The 19,854-nt window shown below is 60.2% G+C and carries 19 protein-coding genes and 1 tRNA gene; 7 read left to right on the plus strand and 13 right to left on the minus strand.

Annotation, left to right across the window (positions count from 1 at the left end; all coding sequences use genetic code 11):
* Positions 1–25 precede the first annotated feature (25 nt).
* Entirely contained in the window at positions 26–2,962 is a 2,937-nt protein-coding gene (gene ppc / locus NW806_RS04340; protein ID WP_414410154.1) for a phosphoenolpyruvate carboxylase, read from the plus strand.
* Between the two features lie 26 nt (positions 2,963–2,988).
* Here the strand turns inward: ppc and NW806_RS04345 are convergent, their stop codons facing one another.
* A complete protein-coding gene (locus tag NW806_RS04345) occupies positions 2,989–3,780 on the minus strand; it encodes a Ycf66 family protein (protein WP_414410155.1) in 792 nt (263 codons plus the stop codon).
* 158 nt (positions 3,781–3,938) lie between these two features.
* On the opposite strand from NW806_RS04345, the gene NW806_RS04350 reads away from it, so the two are divergent.
* Positions 3,939–4,340 (plus strand): hypothetical protein, encoded by a 402-nt coding sequence (locus tag NW806_RS04350; RefSeq protein ID WP_414410156.1) that lies wholly within the window; start codon positions 3,939–3,941, stop codon positions 4,338–4,340.
* On the opposite strand, the gene aroH is transcribed toward NW806_RS04350, so the two are convergent.
* The 6 genes from aroH to NW806_RS04380 form a co-directional block, all read right to left on the minus strand.
* Positions 4,337–4,711: a chorismate mutase gene (gene aroH / locus NW806_RS04355; RefSeq protein WP_414395182.1), complete on the minus strand. Its 375-nt coding sequence runs from the start codon at positions 4,709–4,711 to the stop codon at positions 4,337–4,339. The two genes, NW806_RS04350 and aroH, sit on opposite strands and share 4 nt — an antisense overlap.
* 87 nt (positions 4,712–4,798) lie before the next feature.
* Positions 4,799–5,488, minus strand: a complete 690-nt coding sequence (locus NW806_RS04360) for a V4R domain-containing protein (RefSeq protein ID WP_414410157.1) — start codon at positions 5,486–5,488, stop codon at positions 4,799–4,801.
* Positions 5,489–5,522: 34 nt separating this feature from the next.
* Positions 5,523–6,002, minus strand: a complete 480-nt coding sequence (locus NW806_RS04365) for a hypothetical protein (protein WP_414410158.1) — start codon at positions 6,000–6,002, stop codon at positions 5,523–5,525.
* 25 nt (positions 6,003–6,027) lie between these two features.
* The gene (locus NW806_RS04370; protein WP_414410159.1) at positions 6,028–6,279 is read right to left on the minus strand and encodes a hypothetical protein; all 252 of its coding nucleotides are present in this window, start codon (positions 6,277–6,279) and stop codon (positions 6,028–6,030) included.
* Positions 6,276–6,959 carry a V4R domain-containing protein gene (locus tag NW806_RS04375; protein WP_414405737.1) on the minus strand — a complete coding sequence of 228 codons (684 nt, stop codon included), beginning with the start codon at positions 6,957–6,959 and terminating at the stop codon, positions 6,276–6,278. The genes NW806_RS04370 and NW806_RS04375 overlap by 4 nt, the downstream gene beginning before the upstream one ends.
* A 153-nt stretch (positions 6,960–7,112) precedes the next feature.
* The gene (locus NW806_RS04380; RefSeq protein WP_414410160.1) at positions 7,113–7,331 is read right to left on the minus strand and encodes an Hfq-related RNA-binding protein; all 219 of its coding nucleotides are present in this window, start codon (positions 7,329–7,331) and stop codon (positions 7,113–7,115) included.
* Between the two features lie 360 nt (positions 7,332–7,691).
* Between NW806_RS04380 and gvpA the strand changes: the two genes are divergently transcribed.
* The 5 genes from gvpA to NW806_RS04405 all read left to right on the plus strand — a co-directional run bounded on the left by gvpA (position 7,692) and on the right by NW806_RS04405 (position 10,895).
* Entirely contained in the window at positions 7,692–7,919 is a 228-nt protein-coding gene (gene gvpA / locus NW806_RS04385) for a gas vesicle structural protein GvpA (protein WP_414404485.1), read from the plus strand.
* 156 nt (positions 7,920–8,075) lie between these two features.
* The gene (gene gvpC / locus NW806_RS04390; protein WP_414410161.1) at positions 8,076–9,083 is read left to right on the plus strand and encodes a gas vesicle protein GvpC; all 1,008 of its coding nucleotides are present in this window, start codon (positions 8,076–8,078) and stop codon (positions 9,081–9,083) included.
* Positions 9,084–9,145: 62 nt separating this feature from the next.
* Positions 9,146–10,030 (plus strand): gas vesicle protein GvpN, encoded by an 885-nt coding sequence (gvpN, locus tag NW806_RS04395; RefSeq protein ID WP_414405735.1) that lies wholly within the window; start codon positions 9,146–9,148, stop codon positions 10,028–10,030.
* A gap of 33 nt (positions 10,031–10,063) precedes the next feature.
* On the plus strand, positions 10,064–10,435 hold the full coding sequence (locus NW806_RS04400) for a gas vesicle protein (RefSeq protein ID WP_414410162.1): 372 nt from the start codon (positions 10,064–10,066) through the stop codon (positions 10,433–10,435).
* A gap of 34 nt (positions 10,436–10,469) precedes the next feature.
* Positions 10,470–10,895, plus strand: a complete 426-nt coding sequence (locus tag NW806_RS04405) for an LptA/OstA family protein (RefSeq protein WP_414410163.1) — start codon at positions 10,470–10,472, stop codon at positions 10,893–10,895.
* A 15-nt stretch (positions 10,896–10,910) separates the two neighbouring features.
* Here NW806_RS04405 and NW806_RS04410 read toward each other — a convergent pair.
* The 6 genes from NW806_RS04410 to mutL form a co-directional block, all read right to left on the minus strand.
* A tRNA-Arg gene (locus NW806_RS04410) sits at positions 10,911–10,984 on the minus strand.
* Positions 10,962–11,642 carry a ribonuclease HII gene (locus tag NW806_RS04415; protein ID WP_414410164.1) on the minus strand — a complete coding sequence of 227 codons (681 nt, stop codon included), beginning with the start codon at positions 11,640–11,642 and terminating at the stop codon, positions 10,962–10,964. The genes NW806_RS04410 and NW806_RS04415 overlap by 23 nt, the downstream gene beginning before the upstream one ends.
* Positions 11,643–11,685: 43 nt before the next feature.
* A complete protein-coding gene (locus tag NW806_RS04420; RefSeq protein WP_414410165.1) occupies positions 11,686–13,647 on the minus strand; it encodes an Rne/Rng family ribonuclease in 1,962 nt (653 codons plus the stop codon).
* Between the two features lie 540 nt (positions 13,648–14,187).
* Positions 14,188–16,827: a TIGR03960 family B12-binding radical SAM protein gene (locus NW806_RS04425; protein WP_414410166.1), complete on the minus strand. Its 2,640-nt coding sequence runs from the start codon at positions 16,825–16,827 to the stop codon at positions 14,188–14,190.
* 248 nt (positions 16,828–17,075) lie between these two features.
* On the minus strand, positions 17,076–17,930 hold the full coding sequence (locus NW806_RS04430; RefSeq protein WP_414410167.1) for a vitamin K epoxide reductase family protein: 855 nt from the start codon (positions 17,928–17,930) through the stop codon (positions 17,076–17,078).
* 32 nt (positions 17,931–17,962) lie between these two features.
* Complete coding sequence (gene mutL / locus NW806_RS04435; protein WP_414410168.1) at positions 17,963–19,675, minus strand: DNA mismatch repair endonuclease MutL; 1,713 nt, start codon at positions 19,673–19,675, stop codon at positions 17,963–17,965.
* Positions 19,676–19,854: the final 179 nt, after the last annotated feature.

A 19,854-nucleotide genomic window follows, 5' to 3' on the forward strand; every position in this document is an offset into this window, starting at 1 on the left:
GATGGTCGTTCTAGGAGCTGCCTTCATGACCTCTTCCTCCCACCTAGCGGCTGCAGAGCAGGCCAGTGGTTCTGCTAACGGCCTGAAGGAGGCCTCTCTCCTGGCGCAACGGGATTCCTTGGACCGGGCCCTCCCTAGGGACGAGGTGCTCGATCGCCGGAACACCTTGTTGAACCAGCGCCTGCAACTGGTTGAAGAACTTTGGGAATCGGTAATCCTGCGGGAGTGTGGGCAGCCGTTGGTGGATCTGCTGCGACGGCTGCGCTCCCTGTGTTCTCCCGAAGGACAAGCTCTAGAATATCCAATCCCAGAAGTCTTCCAAATTGTTGAGAACCTTAGCCTTGAGGAAGCCATTCAAGCAGCGCGCGCCTTTGCCTTGTTCTTTCAGCTCATCAACATTGTTGAACAAAATTACGAGCGAGCAGAAGACTCGGATATGCGCATGGTGGACAGCCAACAGCGCACCGTGCGGGAAAACGAAAAATTTGAACGGCTCTTCCCCTACCTCCGGGCTCAGGGAGTGCCGCCTGGCTTGCTGCGCCGCCTGCTGGAGCGGCTGCACATCCGCTTGGTGTTTACCGCCCACCCCACTGAGATTGTCCGCCACACCATCCGCGAAAAACAACGGGTCTTCTCCCGTCTGCTCAGCCAACTGGACTGGGCAGAGCAGTTCGACCCTCTGCAAGCTCAGATGTTGAGAGAACAGCTGGCAGAGGAAGTTTTGCTCTGGTGGCGCACCGACGAGTTGCACCAAACCAAGCCGACGGTGCTCAACGAAGTCGATTACACCCTGCACTATTTTGAAGAGGTACTGTTTCAGGCTATCCCTCTACTGCACGAGCGCCTCAGGCGCAGCCTGAAAAAGTCCTTTCCCACCGTCGAGCCGCCCCCTGCAGGATTTTGCAACTTCGGCTCCTGGGTGGGCGGGGATCGCGACGGCAACCCTTCAGTGACTGCCGACGTAACCTGGCAAACAGCCCGCTACCAGCGCAACCTCATTTTGGGCAAATACATTGAGTCGGTGAAAGCGCTCACCAAAACCCTAAGCGTCTCTTTGCACTGGGGAGATGTGGACAGCCAACTGCTGGACGCCCTCGAGCAGGATCGCCGCCTCATGCCTGAGGTTTACGAGACCTTTTCCTTGCAATACCGCCAGGAGCCCTACCGACTGAAGCTCAGCTACATCCTGCGGCGGCTAGAGTTGACGCGGGAGCGCAACCGCAACTTGGCTGATTCCGCCTGTCTGCCCGCTCCTCCTTCCTTGGGCAACGCTTACGCCAGCGCCGAGGAGTTTTTGGCCGACTTGCAACTCATCCAAAGAAGCTTGAAAAACAGCGGCCTTTCCTGCCGCCAGTTGGACTACCTCATCGAACAGGTACAGGTCTTTGGCTTTCACCTGGCTCACCTAGATATCCGCCAAGACAGCAGCTACCACGAGGCCGCGCTCACGGAGATCTGCGAGTACTTGCGCATCTTGCCGCGGCCTTATAGCCAGATGACGGAGGAGGAAAAAACGGCTTTTCTCCTGCAGGAGCTGCAAACCCGGCGGCCCCTGATTCCGCTGGAGGCTCCTTTTTCTGAGAAAACGGCGGAGCTGATTGCCACCTTGCGTACCCTGCGCCGCCTGCAGCAGGAGTTTGGTCGAGACATCTGCCAGACCTACATCATCAGCATGAGCCGCCAGCTGAGCGATCTGCTAGAGGTTTTACTGCTGGCCAAGGAGGTGGGCCTTTATGATCCCATTAGCGGGCGCGGGTCTATAGCGGTAGTGCCGCTGTTTGAGACGGTGGAAGACCTGCAGCGGGCGCCGGAGATCTTGCGGCAGTTGCTGGAGATCCCCTTCTATCGCCAGTACCTGGCCCAGCAGGAGAATTTACAGGAGGTGATGCTGGGCTACTCCGATAGCAACAAGGATGCCGGCTTTTTGAGCAGCAACTGGGAGATCTACAAGGCCCAGCAGCGGCTCCAGGCGGTGGCCGAGGCGTGTGGGGTAAAGTTGCAGATCTTCCATGGGCGGGGTGGCTCGGTGGGTCGCGGCGGCGGGCCGGCTTACGAGGCCATCTTGGCCCAGCCTGGGCGCAGCGTGGGGGGCCGCATCAAGATTACCGAACAGGGAGAGGTGCTGGCTTCTAAGTATTCCCTCCAGGATCTGGCCCTTTTCAACCTAGAGACGGTTACTAGCGCTGTCATTCAGGCCAGCCTGCTGCGCACTTACCCCAATGACCTGCACGAGTGGTCGCGCCTGATGGAGTCCCTAGCGGAGCGCTCGCGGCAGGTGTACCGCAACCTGGTCTACGAGCAGGAGGGCTTTGAGGAGTTTTTCCACGAGGTCACTCCTATCGAAGAGATTAGCCAACTGCAGATTAGCTCTCGCCCAGCCCGCCGTAGCGATGGCTCAAAGGATATCCGATCCCTGCGGGCCATCCCTTGGGTATTTAGCTGGACGCAAAGCCGCTTTCTCCTGCCAGCCTGGTACGGAGTGGGCACTGCTCTCCAGGAATACGCCGCCCAAGGCGAGCACCATCTCACCCACCTGCAACACCTCTACCGCGAGTGGCCCTTCTTCCGCATGGTGATCTCCAAGGTGGAGATGACTCTGGCTAAAGCGGATTTGCAGATTGCCCGCCACTATGTCCAGGAAATGAGCTCCCCCGAGCGTTTGCCGCGGGCAATGGAGCTGTTTGAGCTCATTGCCCAAGAAATGCACCGCACCCGCGAGATGGTTTTAAAAATTACCGGCCATAGGGAGCTGTTGGAAAGTGACCCCTACCTAAGACGCTCAATCCAGTTGCGCAACCGCTCCATTGTGCCCCTGGGCTTTATTCAGATCTCGCTGCTCAAGCGCCTGCGCGGCAAGCAAAGACCCCCCCTTCACCCCAGCCAGCACAGCCGCGCTGAGCTGCTGCGCGGAGCCCTTCTCACCATCAATGGCATTGCCGCTGGCATGCGCAATACCGGCTAAAGGCTTCTGGGGGTCTGCTGGGTCAGCTAAAACAAGTCATCCTCGGATTCGTCCGGCTCTGCCTCCTGCACTTCCACCGACTCCACCTCGACGACGCGGCGAGAGGAAGGGCGAGGCTTTTCTTCGGCGTAGCTCTCCTCTTGAGTTTGGGGTAGACGGGGAGGGCGACGTCGGCTACCCGAGTCAGTGCCTTGCTCCTCCTGAAGATCTTCCCGGTACTCCTCGGGGCTTGGGCGACGAGGGCGACGGGCGGAAGGCGGAGGGGAAGACTCAGCCTCCTGCTGCAAGGTTGTCTCTAGCTCTTCCTCGTCATCCTCCGAACGACGACGCGGGCGCACCTGCGTACTGCTGGTCAACTGTGGCCGCGGGCGGCGAGCTGGTTCCTCGCTGCGCTCAGGAATGGAGCGGGTAGAGGAGGAGGCATCGCGAATGCGGGATCCGCTGGCCGCGCTGGCAACGGCACGTCCTTGGCCATAGCCATCGGGCGGATAGGTGCGGCTAAAGCCTTGGCGCCGCATAGCTGGACGAACTCCAGTTATCTGGCGCACCTTCTCGTTTAGGAGAATGCGCAGGCGGAAGGTCTGGATGGCAAACCAGCCCGCCATCACCGCCAACAGCACCTGGGCAAAAAACAGCAAGGGGATTAGGCGCTGACCTTCCAGGAGCAGAGAGATGGAGTAGATCAGGCCCATCGTAGCGAAGATTACATCTGACTCTTCCGAGGCTTCGGGCTTGACAAAGCGGACGGCAAAGATGGCTCCACTGGCAATTGCCACCAGGGCTGCCATCAAAAAGTAGGGGCTTTGGGTGAGAAACATGCCAGGGATCCCCAAACGATAGGAGCGGGAAAGCTGTAAGCTTTACCCCTTTCAGAGCCGATCCTAACACCAATCCTTCTGCTGGCACGGCCCAGGATCAGGATGCTTTGGTAGGGAGGGGTTGGTGCTAGAATCGACGGCAGCTCCCAGTAGGCTCCATGCTGTACCTGGCACGGGTAGACAAGAAAAGTCTTTTTGGCCCAGCGGAGTTACAGCTTCTAGCCCAACAGGGCGAGAAGGGGATTTGGACACCGCTGCCTCAGCCGGGGCGGATTACTCTCAAGGAGGCAGCCCCTTACAACGTTGGGGTGTTGCTGCTGGTCGAGCTGGGAGAAAACCGGCAGGTGCAGCAGGTGGAAGAGGCGGCGATGAAGCTGGTGGAGATGCTGCACAGTCTCTCCCAAGCCTACAGCCTAGTTGACTGGACGGAGATTGAAAGCTGGCGTTTTTCCCTAACTCGGCAAAGCCAAGAGTTAAGCCGTCGCGAAGCGGAGATAGCTGCCCGTCAGGAGCAGCTGCAACAGTGGGAAGCTCAACTGCGGCAAAAGCAATCTTCCTAGACGGGGCTGAGATCGGGCCGTAACTCGCGAGCGCCTCTTAGATAAACGTGGTGCATCTCCGCCTGGGTCAGGGGAGTGTTCAGTTGGATTAAAACACGGATGCAGCGGGGCAAAGCGCCATTGACCTCCATCTGTTGCACGTCCAGCAGAGGCACTGCCTCCCAGCCAGGACGGCGGCGGGCAAATTGGGCAGGAAAGGCGGCATCTAGGTCAGGGGTAACGGAGAAAATGACGCTCACTACCTCTGCCGGATCAATGGCGTTGCGATGTTCTAGGGCATCCAGCAGCTCGTTGACTGCCGCACCAATGGCCTCGGCAGTGTTGGCCGGCACGGTGATGGCTCCTCGAATTGCTCTCACCCGCCACCCCAATGGCTTGGCCCTCGTGCCTTTGAGCTCGTCTTGCTTTCACAAGATTATACAGTTTGTCTCTTTGGGATCCCACCCCCTCCTTGCAAGCTAGGGGGCAGGCTGCAACACCTTCTCTAGGATCTGCTCGTGGCTAAGGCCCGCGTCCACCCAGGTTTCTGCCTCCTTGAGGCGGTTGGCAGCCGTCAAGATAAACAAGTTGCTTTTTGCCCCCAGAGCCTCGCTGGTGGTTTGCACGCAGGCCAAGTCCTGGCCAGTCAATTGGCTAAACCAAGTGGCCAATAGCCCTGCCTCCAAGAAGCCCATTGGGCGCTTAAAGTGGGAAGGCGTGGCAGCGGCGAAGGGAGAGTTGCGAATCGACACCACCACTACCCCCTGGTCTTTGTAGGTCCAGTCGAGGTCGATCAACCCCCAGCCGTGGGTTTTCCAAGCCTGTTTGAGATTCTGGAGAAAAAGGCCCATCTCCAGCTCAGCTAGGGGCTTTTGGTAGTAGTCGGAGAGCTCCTGGGCAAAGCGGCGGAAAAACTCCTTGCCCCACATGCGGCCACAGTGGCGCAGCACCAGACGGGCTGCTTGTCCTGTCTCGTATTCCAGACCAGTGTAGATGGCTCGCAATAAGGTCTCTGGAAGGGCTAGGAGACGGTCGCCGTGGCGACTTTCTAGCAAACCCGACTCCAGATCGCTTTGCAGGTAGAGGCTGGGCGCGTAGTAGTTGGCCAGAACCGGCGTGTAGGGATCAAAGCCGGCAGAGCTGTTGGCAAGGGAAACGGTGTCAGCCATAGAGGATCCCTGGGTTGGCGAATGGAAGCCACCGCTAGGCGGCTGGGAGGCCGCTTAAAGCTAGCAAAGCTGCCTGCACGCGGGTAATCAAGGGACGGATGAACTCGAGTTCGCCAGGTTGTAGGCAGTCTTTGAGCTCCTGCTGGAAAAGCCGATGGGCAACTTCGTAGACGTTCTGCAGCCCATACAGGCGCACTTCCTCTTCCATCCAGTCGATGAGCCGCTCTTTGAGGAGGTTTTCGTCCTGCAGCAACATGGCCAGGGCGCTGTGCCGCAGCAACAGCGACAGGTGCCGACGGCACAGATCCACGACCTGGGGGGAGAGGTTGGGCATCTCCTTCTGCAGAGCCTCCAAGGTGCGGCCCACCATCTGAGCCTCCCCCTCCCGCAGAGCCCGGTACACGTGCTGCCGTTTTGGCCAGCCGAGGACATAGGCTTTAAGCTGATCCAGCTGCTCCGAGGTGAGGTAGCGAGCCTCTGCCTCGATTAGCATTTGCTCCAAGGGGCTGACCATCTCGCTTCTCCTAGAAGGCTGGCGTTCAAAACAGGCTGAATAGGTCGTCCAAGGTGATCTGCTCTTCCTCTAGCCCAGCTTCCGGTACCGACCCCAGGGATTGCCAAGAACGGGCCGCCAAGGCCAGGGGATCCCCGGGCCAGGGGATGGAGTTAAGGTACTCCCGCACTTGTAAGAAGGGCATTGGCAGCAAGCGGCTTTGCCGTGGACGGTTATCCCAGTTCAAGCGGGCAAAAAAGCTCTGTACCGACTCCTCTAGAAAGCTCTCTGGCGTCATGCCTTGGCCACCCCTTGACCAGAGCGCAACTTTTGGGCAATTTCACTAGCCGTGGCCCCCTCGTTGAGCCAAAAGGCAGCCGCGTCAATGCGCTCTTTGCTGCCGAGCAAAAACTTGCAGTAGCTTTCCCCCATGGAGTAGCACTGGATCTCGATGCAGTTGAGCTGCCGCTCTACCATCGTGCTGAAAAAACCGGCAAATAGGCCGGCGTAGAGGTGGCAAACGGGTTTGCCCACATCCCCCAAGGTGCGGGCCACAGCCGAGTCGAACAGGTTGATGAAAATAAACCCCTGCCGCCGGCTTTCGAGCTCGACTTCCCAGCGCCCCCAGCCTTGCGAGGTCAGAGGCCACCACCAGGTTTCCAGGAGAAACATGAGGTGGGTCTGCTTGGGCTTGCGCCGGTACTCCTCCTCGAACCAGCGGGAGAAGTGGAGAGCATCGTTGCGCCCCCACTCGCGGCCAATGGTATACATCAAAGAAGCAGAGGCATCCCCCACCTCTTCTTCCAGCCCCTGCTGCAAGCCGAGGATAAAGTCTTCGCTGACCAAGACATTGCGCGCGCCCGTCCAGTCCACTAGAGATCCCCGCGAGGGGTCGAAGCGGTAGAAGTCCTCACGGCTGTAGTGGTTGTGTCGCTGGGCAGCGGGCTGCAGGGCGAGCTCTAGGGTGCCGGTTGTCATGGCTGGAGGCGAGGAAGGTCAAGTTTTTCACTCTTCTTGTTGCTGAATCATAACCTTTCTGCTAGAAGCTTTGGCTAGAGCTGTCGATGGATGCGCCAAGAGCTCCTGCCGCTGGGAAGCCAGCGACAACAAAGAGGCTAGGGGAATTTGGGTTTAGGGGTGAGGTCGGACTTTGACAAAGGCGATGGCGGAGCGCCACAGCAGCGATTCTTGCCCCTCCGCGTCTGCTAAGCAGAGACAGTCGGGATCCTGCCAGCGTAGCTGGCCGACGAAGACATCTCCCGTATTGAGCTTAACCTCCAGGATTTCTCGATCCCGAATCACCTGCTGTAGGCGACGCACACTCGGGATCCCAGTGTCAAAGTCGGTCACGGCAGTCCTCTTGGTCAGTGAACGGACGGCGTATCGGCAAGCGCACTGCTCTCAGTATAGGGGATCCCTGCCGGCCCGCACCTTGGCTTAGCCAACGCTAAAAAGCGCTCTCGCCCTTTGACCCACTTTTTCTGCCAGCGGCTACTATGTAGGGGGGTGCGCTTAGAGAAGACGGCAAGCCTTGTCGACCTGCCGTGTTCTTCTGTTCTCCCCGGAAAAAGCTAGCGGAATAGCGCTGGGGTGGCAGAACGTGCACCTGTCGCCTTAGAGAGGGCCAATCCCGTTTGGGATCCCTTCTATCTACCGCTTTGCCACCGAATTGTTGTCCTTTTCAACCATCATCCTTGCAGGAGAGAGGCTATGGCAGTTGAGAAAGTGAACTCTTCTTCGAGCTTGGCCGAGGTGATCGATCGCATCTTGGACAAGGGCATTGTGGTCGATGCCTGGGTGCGGGTTTCGCTGGTGGGGATCGAGCTGTTGGCCATTGAAGCGCGCGTCGTCGTGGCTTCGGTGGAGACCTACCTGAAGTACGCCGAGGCTGTGGGCCTAACGGCTACTGCTGCCGCTCCCGCTGTCCAAACCTCCTAATCGACTTCCCAGCTCCCAACAAAGCCTCAGCCTTTAACTAAGAGAAATGCAGTCGGCAAGTGAGGCAGGGGTTCAAAAGAATCTCTGCCTCCTCCCCCTTCAAGCGATTGGCTTGCGGTTTGAGGGGAAGTAAAAAACTGCCAAGGAGAGAACGCCATGAGTTTGCAGAAGCAGTGGGCCGAAGCCCGCAGCCGACGGGTGGCTCGAAACCTAAGTTTGTTGAGCGGATCCCGGCAGCAGCGCCTGGAGCAGCACCGCGCTCTGATGGCCGAGCTGAGACGACGTCGCCAGGAACGCCAAGAGGCAGTACAGCAGCAGAGGGAGCAAACCCGCAGCCAACTGCGCAGCCTGGAGCAGAACCGAGCGGCGCAGCGGGCTTTGGACAAACATGCCCGTCTAGAGGCTGCAGCGCAGCGGGCCCAAGGAGTGGCGGTGCTTCTCTCTCGCCTGGCCCAAGAACGGGCCGCCCAATCGCAGGCGCAGCGGCAGGAGCTAGAGACTTTTCAAGCCGACTTGACAGCGATGGTGAAGAGCTTGCTAGCCACCTATGCCCAGGCGCGGCAGGCCATGGCCAACCAAACCCGACAAGTGCGGCAGGCTTTCTATGCCGACTTGCGGCAACGGGTACGGCAGGAGCTGGCTCGGATTGCCCAAGAACAGCGGGCAGAAGCCCAAGCGCTCCGCCAGGCTTTGGCAGCTTTCTGCAGGGCGTTGCGCGAGCAGGTGTGGGGGGATGGGATCCCTGTCCTCCTACCTGAAGATTCTGGGGCTGTTGAGAAGCAGTTTGAGTGTTGGGACAACCCCCCAGAAATAGCTCCAGGCGAAGCTCCTCAGCCAGAGGCTACAAGCAAGAGCGAACCCCCAGGGGATACTCCTGTAGCGCCGCCACCCCCTGAGCCCTCTCAAGATCGAGTTGCACCCCCACTTGCTGGCGAGGAGCAGCCGGATCCAATCCTGAACTACGTCAACAACTATGTGGCAGCCCTGCAGGCGCAGGATCCCAACCTAACCTTGCTGCAGGTGATTGGCGATCGGGAGCGAGTGCGGGATCTGCTGGCCCGCGGTGCCGTGGATCTGGGGGTGGATCCCTCGGAAATCTTGGCCACCTTGCGGCGTATGGTGTCAGCGACGGCTGTGATCTCAGTTCCGCCCCCGTCTCCGTAAGCGCAAGAAGACGGTTACGGCTTACGGCTATAGTCCAGGCAAGTTAAGCGTTGGGTATTGATATGGCTACGGTTTTGCAAGCGCGTCCCCGCCAGTTTGTAAGCACTCCCTACATTGAGCGGATTACCCGCCGCGCCTTGCGCTATCTGCAATCCGGTTTTGCCGTGCATCTGCGGGGGCCTTCGGGCACAGGCAAGACCACCCTGGCAATGCATTTGGCCAGCCTTCTAGGTCGCCCCATCATGCTGATCTACGGCGACGATCGCTTCGATTCTTCCGACCTCATCGGGGGGCGCACTGGCTTTACCCATCGGCGGGTGGTGGATAACTTCATCCATTCAGTGGTGAAGGTAGAGGAAGATGTGCAGCAGCGCTGGGTAGATGCCCGCCTCACCTTGGCCTGCCGGGAGGGGTTTACCCTCATCTACGACGAGTTCAACCGCTCCCGCCCCGAGGCCAACAACGCCCTCCTAAGTGCCTTGGAAGAAAGGCTGCTGGTTTTGCCGCCGGGCAGCCACCGCTCCGAATATCTGCGGGTGCATCCCCAGTTTCGGGCCATCTTCACCTCCAACCCCGAGGAATACACGGGGGTTCACAGGGCTCAGGATGCGCTGTTGGATCGGATGATTACCATCGATATTGGGGAGCCCGACATCGAGACGGAAAAGGAGATCCTCATTTCCCGCATTGGCCTATCGGCTTCCGACGCGCTTAAGATTGTCCACCTTGTCCGTACCTTCCGCCGCAGGTTGGATCTGACTCGCCAACCCAGCCTGCGCAGTTGTCTGATGATTGGACGCATCGTCAGGGAGCACGAGCTGGCGGTGAGTAAGAACGATGCCGACTTTCGTGCTCTGTGTGCCGACGTGCTGTTGCCCAGGGCCGGCAAGCGCTACGAGGAAGGAGCCCAGGTGCTCAACTACTTGCTGGATCAACTGCCCAACTGATATTGGTTTGCACGCTTTGGAGGAGAATTCCCAGTGCCCATTGCCTCTCAGCCCCTGGCCACGGCAACGCATGGCTCTTCTCTGGCCGATGTCCTGGAGCGGGTTCTGGACAAGGGCATTGTCATCGCTGGAGATATCACCGTTTCCGTGGGCAATGTGGAGCTGCTCAGGGTGCGCATTCGGCTGCTGATCTCTTCGGTGGACAAGGCCAAGGAGATTGGGATCAACTGGTGGGAATCGGATCCCTATCTCAGCAGCCAGGCGCGGGAGCTGCTGGAGACCAACCGCCAGTTGCTGCAGCGGGTTAGCGAGTTGGAAAAGCAACTGGCTCAAGTCCTGCCCAGGGGAGGGGATGGCAAGGACCAACAGGCTGCCCCAGCAGCGGGATCAGGGATCCCAGGCTAGACTGGCTGCTGGAGTGGTTTAACCAGGGGAGGGAATGGCGAGGGGGATCGACCTTGACCAAAGGAGCTTGGGCCGCCAGAGGAAGGTGGGTTGGGCGGTGGGCATAGGGTTGGCCCTTGCGATCCCCGGCCCAGCGTGGGGGCAAAATCCACGCGCCATCAGCATTAGCGCCGATGTTCAGGAGGCCAACGCGAATACAGGGGTGTTCGTAGCCACTGGCAATGTTACCCTCCGCTTCCCTGCTGAGCGCCTCACGGCCCGCGCTCACAAGGCGGTCTACTACAGCCAAGAGCAGCGGATTGAGCTGGAAGGCCGGGTCACCGTCCGCCAAGGAGAAAATCAACTCCAGGCCGAGAAAGTCATCTATCACATTGGAAAAGGGATCATTCAAGCTGTCCCCTCGCCAGGCCAGCAGGTGGAGTCTATCTACGTGTTGCCAGCGCCCACCGCCAGCCCTTGACCCAATCCCAACTAACGCCCACGAAAGGATTCGAACCTCCGACCCCTGGGACCGGAACCCAGTGCTCTAGTCCGCTGAGCTACGTGGGCAGCCTTCAGACCTTATCCTACCCTCCCACTGGCCTGCTTGCAAGTCCCGGACAGGGGCAAAGCTATGGCGATGCTGGGGGCTTGGCCCCAAGCGCTGCAGCGCTAGCCAGTGCTCCCGTGTCCCATAGCCGACGTTGGTGCGCCAGCCGTAGCCGGGGTACTGGGAGTCCCAGCTCTGCATCAGGGCATCCCGCCAGACCTTGGCCACGATGGAGGCAGCGGCGATGGAGAGGCAGAGCTGATCCCCTTTGACCAGCGCCGTCTGCTGGGATCCCAGCTCCGCCAGCGGCAGTCCATCCAGCAGGATGTGCTCCACTTCCCCCACTTGGGCCAGAGCTCGCTGCATGGCCAGCAATGTTGCCTGGCGAATGTTGAGTTGGTCAATTTCGGCAGCAGAAGCACTGCCAATGCCTACAGCCAGGGCCACTTGGCAAATCCGCTCTGCCCATTGGGCACGCTGCCGTGGGCGCAGTTGCTTGCCATCCTTTACCCCCGCCAGTACCTCGGGATCAAGGTGGGGTGGCAGGATGACTGCCGCTGCCACTACCGGCCCCGCCAAGGCTCCTCGCCCCACTTCATCCACGCCTGCTACCCGCAGGATCCCCTCTTGCCACAGGGATCCCTCGCACCTTAAGCTTGGCTTCGTTGCTCTGTCCATACGGCCTCAGCGCTGTCTCAAGCAAGAGCGCTAACCGGCTTGGCTAGCTGCTGCGAGAGCGCCGTCGTCTGGAGGCTGCTGGAGACTGGTGAGAGGGATCAATGACCACTTCTGGCGGCGCCCCTGTTGCCGGTGGCTTTGCTATTGATTCTGTAGGCAACCGTTCAGGCTGGGCAACTTCCGCCAAAGGCGCGCCGTTGGCAGAAGTTGTGTCGGTTTTTGCCTCCACCGGGCTGGCCACCTTGGCCGTGCCTGGCAAAATGACCCTAACCACCGTGTCTCGGCCCGCCGGCGGCGGCTGATCCAAAAGCAACAGGGGTGACAGACCCAGCTCCGAATAGACCCGCTGCTGGAGAGGAGTCATCTCCACAGTGATGGTTTGTCGAGCTGGCTGGCTCTCTGGGGACTCTATCCCACTGGCGCGCCCAGCATCCTCCCCCCGGCCAGGGCGATGGACTTCCTTGCGCTTCTGCTCTGCCCCTGCCACCGGCAGTGGCTGCGGGCTTTCCTCTTCTACCGCTCCCTCTTCGCGAGGCCGTTTGCGCACTGGCTCAGCCCTGGCTTCCTCTGGCTCCAGTCGCTCTCCTTGAGCAAGTCGAGAGCGGTCTAGACTTGGTGGCAATGCCCCATTGCTTCCTAGCTGCAGGCGCGCCCGCTGGGAATCGCCGTTGCGGGGCAGAATTGGAGCGCCCTCCTCTTCGCCCTCCTCAGCCTCGCCAGGCAGCGTTACCGGTCGTCCACTTTCGACAGTTAACAGCCGCCCCGGCTCGGATCCCGGCAGTCGGGCCAGGATCCCTAGCCCCTCACAGGTGGGGCAGGGGTGGCCAAAGATCTCGTAGAGGCTCTGCCCCTGCCGCTTGCGGGTGAGTTCCACTAGCCCCAACTCTGAGAGCTGAACCACCTGGGGGCGGGCCTTGTCATGGGCAAGGGCTTTGTTGAAGTGTTCCAAAACCAGCAGCTGATCCTGGCGGGAGTCCATGTCGATGAAATCCACCACGATCACGCCGGCAATGTTGCGCAGCCTCAGTTGGCGGGCAATCTCGGTGGCAGCCTCGCAGTTGGTCCACAGCACCGTCTCGCGGGAAGTGGCCGACTGGGTGAAAGAGCCAGAGTTGACATCGATCACGGTCAGGGCCTCCGTGGGCTCGATGACGATATAGCCCCCGGAGGGTAGATCCACCCGCGGCCGCAGCGCCTGGCGAATAACCGCATTGACCCGGAAATACTCCAAGATGGGGGTGGGCTCACGGTGAACCTCGACAACAACGCCGGGCGGCATTTTTCCTTTGTTCCAGCCTTGCAGATAGCTGCGCACCCGCTTCGCACCGGCCGCCGAGTCAGTAACGATGCGGTTGACATCGTCTGAGTAGACGTCCCGCAGCACCCGCTGGATAAAATCCTCGTCTCGTCTCAGTAGACCCGGCCCCCGTGCCGCCTGGTACTGCTGTTGAATCTCTTCCCAGAGCTTTTTCAATTGCTCCAGGTCATCGATCATCGCCTCTTCAGCGACTCCCTCGGCCTCAGTGCGCACCAACAGGCCCATTTGGGGGGGCTTAATCAAGATGGCTAGCGATTTCAGGCGATTGCGTTCTTCTCGATCCTCGATGCGGCGAGACAAATACACCCCTTTGCCGTAAGGTCGCAGCACCAGGTAGCGCCCTGGAAGAGCCAGGTCTCCCGTAAGACGCGGCCCTTTGTTGCCAGTGGGCTCTTTCATGACCTGCACCAGCACTTTCTGTTGCGGCAGGACCAGTTCGGAAATGGGAGCCTGGTTGCGTTTGAGGCGCAGCGGGCCTAGGTCACTGACGTGAATAAACCCGTTGCGTTCTCCAGAGCCGATGTTGACAAAGGCGGCATCGATGCTGGGCAGGACGTTCTCGATGACACCCACGTAGATATCCCCCACCTGGTGGGTGCCACTGGCGATGATCAGCTCTTGGACTTGGTCTTCGGCAAAGACAGCGGCAATGCGGTGTTGCTCAGCAATAACGATCTGCCTAGGCATGCATTTTCCTCCCCGCCCCCACGGCCTGCGGTTTTGGATTTGCCCTCGTCTCGGAGAAGTGGTGTTCTAGGATTGGCTCGATTTGACAACAAAATTGACTCATCGTGCAGCTGTCCATTACCCTAAGCTCTGCTCCAATGGCCAACGACGAACTTTATAGACAGGCAGCAGGAAAAAAGTAGCCCAGCAGAGGAGCCTGTGGCAGCCTAGCCACCTCTTGCCCGTAACTTGCCTGCAGGAAAGAAGCCTGTCCTCGGGAGAAATGAAAAGCTAGGTCTAACTGGAAGAGGCACACCTCTTTGTAGCACCTGGCGCCTGGGCCCTGTTGCGGCTGCTGCCTGCTCTAGATAGTGAGCTCAAATTTGGCCCGACTTTTGCTGGCTGCTCATCTTGCCTTGGGTTAGGTTGAGGGCTAGCAAGGGTGGCAGCGGCAGAAGCCAGGGGTAGCAAAATTATAGCGCTTGCGGGATCCCTCAGCCCAGCTAACCCTGATACCGCAGCCTGACTGGAGATTTGTCCAGGGGATCCTGCCACCCGTCCTCAGTCGGAATTCAAGGTGCCGTCCTCCCACAACAAGCGCAGCCGTTTGGACGCCTGCAGCGTCCAGCGAGGCAAGCCCAGGGCCTCGGCCATTTGCAGCAGTTGGTTGGGCCGCAGGTAGGCGCCGTTGTTGCGGCAACTGCCGCGGTAGAAGAGGTAGGCGCTGCCGTCGGGGGCCAAGCCCTGAAACTCCAGGTAGTATAGCAGGGGACGGGCATTGAAGAGAGAAGCTTTGCCCGACTTGGAGACTTTTTCAATCCAGATCTCGCGCGCATCCAGGATCTGGGTGACCCAGGCTGGCCAGTCGGCAGTGGGCGACTCGCAACTTACAGTGAGCTGATACTCAGCGGCATAGACGGCTTCGGTAGCCGAGGGATCTCGCAGGCCAATCTCTTGGATGGCCCGGATGGAGATTTCTGGCGGCAGTTGTTCGACAAGCAGGGCGCGCAGTTCGTCAGGGGTAACGGGCCCCTCGGGGCGCTTTAGCAATTCCAGATCGAGGACTTCGCCGTAGCCTTCCTGGCCGATGGGTAGGGCGTTGGCGTTGGCTAGTCGAGGCATGGGGTGGTAGCCGCCGCTGAAGGCTAGGGGCAAGCCGGCGCGCCGACAGGCCCGCTCCCATAGGCGCATGAGATCCAGGTGGCCTAGCCAACGCAGATCCCCAGTTTTGCTGTAGGTGATGCGGAAACGCTGGGCAGGCGGCTCTGGCTCGAGAGGATCGGGGGTGGGGGTGGGGCGGCTTTGCAAGGGCGGAACGGGCGGGGGCGGGATGACAATGTTGTGACCAAAGCCGGGACCGCAGACGCCGCAGGCGGAGCACTTCTCGAAGGAGCAGTCTTCTACCGTGATCGCTTCTAGGGCGCGGCGGTAGTCTTTCTGCAGCCATTTCTTGTCGATGCCGGTATCGATGTGATCCCAGGGCAAGGGATCCTCCAGGCCAAATTCGCGCATCGGGAGATAGGCGCAGAGGGCCACTGGATCGGCGCTGGGATCTACCGCCTCGCCGCAGTAGGCCTTCACCCAGGCGGCATAGGCGGCGTCGATGTTTTCCCACCAGGCATCCAAGCCGGCGCCAGCTCGCCAGGCCTGCTCGATCATGCGGCCCAGGGAGCGATCCCCTTTGCCAATCAAGTCCTCCAGGATGCTAAAGCGAATATCGGTAAAGTGGGCCTTGACTCCCCGCAGTCGCCGCAGTTCCCTTTGCAGCAGATCCTGCTTGCGCCGCACGTCAGCGTAGTCCACCCGGTGCCACTGGAAGGGCGTGTGGGGCTTGGGGACAAAGTTGGAGAGGGTGAGGGTAAACTCCACCCGCTTGCGGCCCAGGGCCGCACATTCTCGCTGCAGCATCTCGACCGTGCGGGCAATCCCAATCACATCGTCGTCAGTCTCGCCGGGCAGGCCAATCATGAAGTAGAGCTTAATTTTGTCCCAGCCCTCCTGGACTGCAGTGCGAATGCCGCGAATGAGGTCAGCATCGCTAAGGCCCTTGTTGATGATGTCCCGCAGCCGTTGCGTGCCGGCCTCCGGAGCAAAGGTCAGCCCCGAGCGGCGGGATCCCTTCATGATGGCGGAAATGTTCTCATCAAAGCGATCCACCCGCTGGCTGGGCAGGGAAAGGGCAATGTGCTGGCCAAGGAGACGGTTATGTAGCTCTGCTCCCACCGCCGGCAGGGAAAGGTAGTCAGAGCAGCTGAGAGAAGAAAGAGAAAACTCGTTGTAGCCGGTCTTGCGCAAGCCCTGCACCACCGCCTCCACTACCGCTTCCGGATCGACATCGCGGGCAGGGCGGGTGAGCATGCCGGGTTGGCAAAAGCGACAGCCGCGGGTACAGCCACGTCGCACTTCCACCACCAGGCGGTCGTGGACGGTGGCCACCAGCGGTACTAGACCAATGGAGTACTGCAGTTGGGGCAGCGCTACGCGGCGGCGAATGCGCTCCGGCACCCCAGGCACGATGGGCCGCGGGGGGATCCCCTCGTAAAACTGCGGCACATACACTCCTGGCACCTGGGCCAGCTCCAAGAGCACCTCCCGGCGGGGCTTGTGCAGGGATCCGGCCAGCACCTGACCAATTTCCGGCAGCACCTCTTCCCCATCCCCGAAGACGAAGAAATCAAAAAAGTCGGCAAAGGGCTCTGGGTTGGAGGTGGCAGTCGGCCCACCGGCAAAGATGAGGGGACACTCTTGTGGGGTAAAGGCTTGCCGTTCCCACCACTTGAGCGGGATCCCGGCCAGATCCAGCATCTCTAGGATGTTGGTGCCCCCCAGCTCATAGGCCAGGCTGAAGCCGACAATGTGGAAAGCGCGCAGGGGGCGACGCGATTCTACGGCAAACAGCGGGATCCCCAGCTGCCGCATCCGAGCCGCCAGATCCGGGCCTGGCAAGTAGGTGCGGTCGCACAACTGGTCTGGCTGGGCGTTGAGGATGTTGTAGAGGATGATGTGGCCCAGGTTGGAAGCCCCCACCTCGTACAGCTCCGGGTAACTTAGCACCCAACGCACCCGTGCCGAGTCCCAAGGGCGATGGACAGCCCCGAATTCTTTGCCCAAGTAGCGAGCTGGCCGCTGGATTTCAGGCGTGAGCAAGCGATCCAAATCAACGGGTTCTAGGTGTGCTTCCGTGGCAGCCGCAGCAAGCATGGGGATCCTGGCAAGAAGTAAACGCAGCTACTAATTCTGACTCTAGCCGAACTTTTCCAGCAGCCCAAACCCGGCGTGGTTTCTGTGTAGGCAACGGGCGCAACCCTCAAGAAAAGGACAGCTCGACGGGAAGTGATCCCGTAAAGATCCCTCCAGTGGGGCAGTGGAGATAAACCCCGCTCCTAGCTAGGGGTCGTGGAAAAAGTCCGCCTTTGTCCAGTGTTGTATCAGTCTTCAGATCAGAGCAGTCAATCCTGCTCTTCCTCTGCCTTGAGGGAGTACCCAGAAGCTACTGCCAAAGCTTCCAGCGAGCGGAGTCCCACGTAACTGCGGCCATTGATAATCCAAGTGGGATAGCTGGTGATCCCTGCCTTCGTACATTCCTCAACCTGAGGCGTGCCGGGCCCGTTGGGCGAGCACTCCACGTAGGGTATCTGGGCAAAGGCCGACCCAAACAAGGCCTTCTGCTCTTGGCAGTGGGGGCACCAATAGGCCCCGTACATGGTGGCGCCAATCTTGCGCAGGTGGGCTGCTAAGCCTGCCGCTAGGGGGCTGGGCGGAGGAGCCTGCTTGGCGTACACCCCAAGGGTAACTACCAACGTAAACAGGCCCACGAGAATGTAACTGAAAGCCAGCTTGGCCCAGTCCAGCCAGCGGTGGCCAAACACCGTGACGAGCCACAGCCCCGCTACCAACCCCATCGCTACCGTGCAGTACAGGCAGAATTGCCGTAGCACCGCCACCATCAGGTAAAGCATGTACAGCTCAAAGGCAGTCATGGCGGAAACCAAGCCAAATAGGGCTGGCCACCGCCACCGCTTCACTCCTGGAATCCCCTCCGGCAGCCCTGCCAGGGCCAAGACGGCTAGAAACCCCAGCAGGCCAATGGCTGCGGTTGGGATCCCCAAAAACTCTGCCCACCGACTGGAGAGCACCAGGTTACACCCCCCATCCCCCCCACAGAAGGCAGCAGGTTGCTCCGTCAGCTTGGTGTAGGTAAGGTAGGCTGTTAACAGAACTCCCAAGCTGGACAAGAAGACCAAGATTGGGCGCGCATGGCGCTGCAGCCAGGTTTCTTCTGGGGTTCTGAGATAGGAAGCCATAGGATCGTTCCAGCAGCTTGACACCCCTGAAATTATAGAGGGGCAGAATTGACCTCGTCCGTGGGATCTAACACCGGCAAGCCGGCTGAGCGACGTACTTGAGCGGCCAAACTGTCTCCCAGCCGCAGGGATCCCAGCTTGGGGTCAGAGAGGGGGCGGTCGCAGATCCCCCAGCGGCGGCGAAAGTAGCGGGCTAAGTCGGCTTCGGCCAAAACTAGATAAACTGGACGGCCATGGGGACAGGTGTGGGGGTTAGCCGTGCGCTGCCAGGCATCCAGCAACTGCTGCATCTGCTCCAGGGTAAGCGGGATCCCGTTGCGCAAGGCACCACGACAGGCCAGGGTTACCTGAGCTGCTTCTAGATCCGCACAGCGGCTGAGTTCCAGAAGGGATCCCTGCACCTCTTCGGGGTCTTCCGAGCAGAGAGCTAGCGGCAGGCGGCGCACCAAATACGTAGCGGGGCCAAAGGGTTCCGGCTCTAGCCCCAACTGTTCCAGCTGCTCCACGGCTTGGGAAGACAATCCCTGCAACATTACTGGTGTCTCGAGCTCCACTAGCTGCCAGTGCCGTTGGATCTCCTCATAGCGCACTCGCTCGTGGGCCAGGTGTTGCTCCACTAGCCACAGCCCCTGGGGGTGCTCCGCTAGAATGTAGGTTTGGTGCAGTTGGGCTAGCGCCTTCAGGGGGGGCAAGGAGCAGCCAGCGGCGGAGGGAGCTGAAACCTTGTAGAGCGACTTGGACTCGCTGGCGCGGAGGAGATGGAGAGAGCGGCGGCTGGACTGGGCAGAGCCTGCGCGCAGAAGATCCTGCAGGTACTGGCGCAATTGCTCCTGTCGCTTCTGCGGCTTTTGTAGATAGAGCTCGCTCTTAGCCGGATGGCGGTTCCAGTCCACTTGTTCCGGTGGCAGGCGCAGGTGCACCACTACCAGAGGATGGCGGTGGCGGGGCAAAGCGTGTTGAAAGACTGACTGGATTAGCCGTTGCCACTCCAGCATCTGCACAAAGCGACCATTGACGGCCACCCGGATCCAATCGGGGCGAGGGCGATGCAGGCGATCCGGCAAGCCCACCACCAACTCCCAGTCGCTATCCCCCTCTTGAATGCGCCGGTAGCGCAGATCGGAAGGCTCCACCTGCGGCAACATTTGCAGGAGCAGATCCTGCAGAGATTGGCCCGGCCAAAGACTAAGTAGCAGCTGCCCCTCCTGGCAGACTTGCCAGCTAACCCCTGGATGGGCTAGTGCAGCGTTCTGGATCAAGGTTAGGAGTGAGCGCGTCTGGGGCGGGGGACAGCGGCGCAGGGGCCAGCTAGCAAACAAATCCGCCACCGTCACGACTGTCCCCAGAGCGGTGGCTGCTGGCTGCTTGTGGATCAACTCCCCCTGCTGGTCGTAGGTGGCCAGCCAGCCATGCTCATCGGTGGCATGACGGGTCTGGATGGTCAGGGATCCCAAGCGGGCTAGGCTGTGCAGAGCTTCTCCGCGAAACCCTAGGCTGCACCCATCCCACTTGCTCGTGGTATGGCGACGGGCTACCTGCTCCAACTCCGAGCCTGGGATCCCTTGGCCGTTATCGGCTACCCGCACCTGCCAGCGGCTGGGCCAAAGATCTACCTGAACGCGGCTGGCCTGGGCATCAAGGGCGTTTTCTATTAATTCCCGCAGGGCTGCCTCCAGGGAGTCGATCACCTCTCCCGCCGCCATTTGGGCAACTCGTTCCGGACTTAGAGGCCGAATCTTGACCATGGGAATATCCAGCACTGCTCCGCGGGGAGTCCTCTTTGCTCAATACGCCCAGTATGTCCTGAAAGAAAAACCCCTGGCGCTGAGGCCAGGGGAAGTAGAGTCAGGAAACCTGGGGAAGCACTAGCCCCGCACAGCCGGCGCTACCTCCACCGCCGCCAAGTCCAGCGGGAAGTTGTGCG

The organism is Synechococcus sp. W65.1 (assembly GCF_047461615.1).
In the GTDB taxonomy this organism is placed as follows: Bacteria; Cyanobacteriota; Cyanobacteriia; order Thermostichales; family Thermostichaceae; genus Thermostichus.

Excerpts from the sequence above, each read along its gene's own strand:
- ppc (WP_414410154.1), top strand. The coding sequence starts at position 26 with ATGACCTCTTCCTCCCACCTAGCGGCTGCAGAGCAGGCCAGTGGTTCT.
- NW806_RS04345 (WP_414410155.1), bottom strand. The coding sequence starts at position 3,780 with ATGTTTCTCACCCAAAGCCCCTACTTTTTGATGGCAGCCCTGGTGGCA.
- NW806_RS04350 (WP_414410156.1), top strand. The coding sequence starts at position 3,939 with ATGCTGTACCTGGCACGGGTAGACAAGAAAAGTCTTTTTGGCCCAGCG.
- NW806_RS04360 (WP_414410157.1), bottom strand. The coding sequence starts at position 5,488 with ATGGCTGACACCGTTTCCCTTGCCAACAGCTCTGCCGGCTTTGATCCC.
- NW806_RS04365 (WP_414410158.1), bottom strand. The coding sequence starts at position 6,002 with ATGGTCAGCCCCTTGGAGCAAATGCTAATCGAGGCAGAGGCTCGCTAC.
- NW806_RS04370 (WP_414410159.1), bottom strand. The coding sequence starts at position 6,279 with ATGACGCCAGAGAGCTTTCTAGAGGAGTCGGTACAGAGCTTTTTTGCC.
- NW806_RS04375 (WP_414405737.1), bottom strand. The coding sequence starts at position 6,959 with ATGACAACCGGCACCCTAGAGCTCGCCCTGCAGCCCGCTGCCCAGCGA.
- gvpA (WP_414404485.1), top strand. The coding sequence starts at position 7,692 with ATGGCAGTTGAGAAAGTGAACTCTTCTTCGAGCTTGGCCGAGGTGATC.
- gvpC (WP_414410161.1), top strand. The coding sequence starts at position 8,076 with ATGAGTTTGCAGAAGCAGTGGGCCGAAGCCCGCAGCCGACGGGTGGCT.
- gvpN (WP_414405735.1), top strand. The coding sequence starts at position 9,146 with ATGGCTACGGTTTTGCAAGCGCGTCCCCGCCAGTTTGTAAGCACTCCC.
- NW806_RS04405 (WP_414410163.1), top strand. The coding sequence starts at position 10,470 with ATGGCGAGGGGGATCGACCTTGACCAAAGGAGCTTGGGCCGCCAGAGG.
- NW806_RS04415 (WP_414410164.1), bottom strand. The coding sequence starts at position 11,642 with ATGGACAGAGCAACGAAGCCAAGCTTAAGGTGCGAGGGATCCCTGTGG.
- NW806_RS04420 (WP_414410165.1), bottom strand. The coding sequence starts at position 13,647 with ATGCCTAGGCAGATCGTTATTGCTGAGCAACACCGCATTGCCGCTGTC.
- NW806_RS04425 (WP_414410166.1), bottom strand. The coding sequence starts at position 16,827 with ATGCTTGCTGCGGCTGCCACGGAAGCACACCTAGAACCCGTTGATTTG.
- NW806_RS04430 (WP_414410167.1), bottom strand. The coding sequence starts at position 17,930 with ATGGCTTCCTATCTCAGAACCCCAGAAGAAACCTGGCTGCAGCGCCAT.
- mutL (WP_414410168.1), bottom strand. The coding sequence starts at position 19,675 with ATGGTCAAGATTCGGCCTCTAAGTCCGGAACGAGTTGCCCAAATGGCG.